This is a genomic window from Parafrankia sp. Ea1.12, assembly GCF_900465275.1.
GTDB classification, from domain to species: Bacteria; Actinomycetota; Actinomycetes; order Frankiales; family Frankiaceae; genus Parafrankia; species Parafrankia soli.
In genome coordinates this window covers 1-3,036 of the sequence record NZ_UBIZ01000393.1, presented here as the reverse complement: position 1 = coordinate 3,036, position 3,036 = coordinate 1, and the positions used below count along the sequence as shown (strand labels likewise).

Sequence of the window (3,036 nt, the reverse complement as noted above, 5' to 3'; positions counted from 1 at the left end):
GGTCCGCCCCACCCTCGGCGGCTCGCACGGTCGGGACGCCCGCCGCGGCGCGGCGGGCGTCCCGACCGTGCGAGCCGCCGACCGAGCCGCCGTTGGGGGAGCCGCTGTGGCCCGAACCGCCGTTGGCCGAACCGCCGTTGGGCGAGCTGCCGTTGGGCGAGCTGTAGTGGGGGGAGCCGCCGTGGAGCGAGCCGCCGTGGAGCGAGCCGCCGTTCGGCGCCGCGCCGGCCCGGCGGGCGGAGGCGTCGTGCTCCGCGCGGGGGGCGGACCCCGCGTGGGCGGCCGGACCGGTGCCCGACACGGACCCGTACGACACCCGCGCCATGCCGCCGACGGCGTTCCCGACGGCGAACCGGCGCCCGGCCGACGCGCCCGGACGGAAGATCTGCGGCCAGGTGTCGGCGAGGCGGGCCCCGGCACCCGCGACCAGGACGGTCCAGCCGTGCCTGGTCAGGGTGTGCCGGGTGACCTCCAGGTCGCCCCCGGCCGCCGGGGAGGCGCCCCAGCCGGCGAGATCCACCAGCACCGCGATGGCCGGGGCGTTGCGCGGCCGGGCACCCGCGATCATCGAGGCCGTCGCCTGGTCGGTGCGTCCGAGCACGACGACGACCATGCCGGAGTGCTCAGCCGAGCGCAGACTGGCCAGCGCCGGGCTGAGGGTGGCCGACGGGGTCGGCGCGATGACCGCCAGCTCGTCGAGCAGCGCGCCCACGGCGTTGCCGGGACCGGTCGCCGCGACACCGGTGTCGGCGATCAGCCGGACGCCGTAGCCGCTGCGGGCGAGGTTGACCGCGATCGAGCCGGCCGCGCCGACCGCCCAGGAGAAGGGGTCGTCCCGGTCCATCTCGGGCCAGGCCGTGTGCCGGGTGTCGAGCAGCACGGTGGCGGCGCCGGTCAGCGGCCGCTCGTCGCGGCGCACCATCAGCTCACCCAGCCGGGCCGTGGTCTTCCAGTGCACCTTGCGCAGATCGTCGCCGGAGCGGTACGGCCGTGTGGTGGAATCGTCCTCACCCGCCCGTGCCGACGAGCGGCGTACCTCGTTGTTCAGCGAGGACGAACCGACCAGCGGCGTCAGCGGCAGGCGCTCCAGGGCGGGCGCGACGATCAGCTCGTCCCGCCCCCGGAAGCTGCGCTCCAGCTCGCACAGGCCGAACGGGTCGGTCAGCCGGATCGTGAGCGGGCCGACCTGGTACCGGCCGCGGACCCCGGCGCGCAGCGGGTAGGAGAGGTCACGGGAGCCGCCCGGCTCGATCTGGTCCACCACGAAGCGCGCGCGGAGGCCGAGGTTGGGGGTCGTGTCCTCGACGAGCAGCACCGAGGACGGCAGCCGGGAGACGTTGTCCAGCCGGATCCGTACCGAGACGGTGTCGCCCGCGGTGACCCGCGGCGGCTCCAACCGGCGGGTGCAGGCCAGCCGGTAGCGGGTCCGCGCGACGAACCCGGCCGCGAACAGCGGCAGCGCGACAAGCAGGGCACCGACCGCGAGGAGGTCCTGCTCGCCGATGACCGCTGCCGAGGCCACGCACGCCCCGCCCGCGGCGAGGAACGAGCGGCCGCGGACCGTCAGCCCGCGTACCGCAGCGAGGAAGTCGCGCACGTGTCTCTAACGGCCACGTCGCGAGGGACGTGCCGGGTCCTGCCGGGCGATCGGGATCCGGGCGATCAGGTCGGTCACGATCCGGGCCGCGATGTCGTTCGTCGGCTCACCCGACAGCATGATCTCAGGATGCAGCAGCAGGCGGTGCGCCAGCACCGGGCCGGCGACCGCCTGGACGTCGTCCGGGAGCACATAGCCGCGCCGGCTGACCGCGGCGTGCGCCCGGGCCGTACGGATCAGGTGCAGCGTGGCCCGCGGGGACGCGCCCAGCGTGATCTCCGGGTGCCGCCGGGTGGCTCCGACCAGGTCGACGATGTACTGGCGGACCTCGCCGGAGACGTGCACCGAGCGCACCGCGTTCGCCAGCTTGGCGACCTCGGCCGCGGTGGTGACCGGGACGACGTTGGTCAGCGGGTCGCTCTGGCCGTGGTTGTCGAGCATCGCCAGCTCGGCGCCGGGCGAGGGATAGCCCATCGAGACCCGGGCGGTGAAGCGGTCGCGCTGGGCCTCGGGGAGCGCCCGGGTGCCGTCCATCTCGATCGGGTTCTGGGTGGCGACGACCATGAACGGGGCCTCGAGGCGGTAGGTGACACCGTCCACGGTCACCTGCTGCTCCTCCATGCATTCCAGGAGGGCCGACTGGGCCTTGGGCTCGGCCCGGTTGATCTCGTCGCCGACCACGATGTTCGCGAACACCGGGCCCGGCCGGAACTCGAAGTCGCGGGTGCCCTGGTTGTAGACGCTGACGCCGGTCACGTCGCTGGGGAGCAGGTCCGGAGTGAACTGGATCCGCCGCACCCGTGCGTCGATCGAGCGGGCGAGGGCCTTGGCGAGCATGGTCTTGCCGACGCCTGGCACGTCCTCGATGAGGAGGTGCCCCTCGGCGAACAGGACCACCAGAGCCGTGCGGACCACATCCGACTTGCCGTCGATGACGGTCTCCACCGAGCGGCCGATCCGGTCGGCGACCTCGGACAGATGATCGATCTCGCCCGCCGGGTCGCGCCAGCGCAGTACTCCCGGCTCCGTCACCACGGTGCGGGCCTCCTTCGGATCGCGTGTCCCGGTCGTCGCCCCCGGTGCGGGGATGTCGTGCGCGGGGGCACCGTCGCCGCCCTGGACGCCGCCCCCGGAAGCAACCCCGGAACAGCCCGGACATCATCCTGACGCGGAGCACTCCCCCACGAGTGTGACATCCATAAGGGGGGGTCCGGGAGGACTGGTCGGTGATGGCCGCCGTTGCGGTTGTGGCCGTGGGCTGCGGCCCGGTCGTCCGTACCCGGGCGAGGGGTCATTTGTTCCCTTTTTCGCCGCCTGACTGTCGTGTATCAACCTGGTTTGCGGCGATTTATACCAGCCTCCCTACGGAGCGCTTACCGCCCCCGAGCCCGGAGTGGGAGCGGTGGGGTGGACCCCCAAGACACCCCGCTCCACCCCAC

General features: G+C 73.8%; 2 protein-coding genes. Both read right to left on the bottom strand.

The window, feature by feature from the left end:
- A partial coding sequence (locus FMEAI12_RS22465; protein ID WP_146776752.1) for a DUF58 domain-containing protein occupies positions 1–1,597 on the bottom strand: 1,597 nt, incomplete at its 3' end.
- A gap of 6 nt (positions 1,598–1,603) precedes the next feature.
- Complete coding sequence (locus FMEAI12_RS22460; protein ID WP_020462582.1) at positions 1,604–2,632, bottom strand: MoxR family ATPase; 1,029 nt, start codon at positions 2,630–2,632, stop codon at positions 1,604–1,606.
- Between the last annotated feature and the right edge of the window lie 404 nt (positions 2,633–3,036).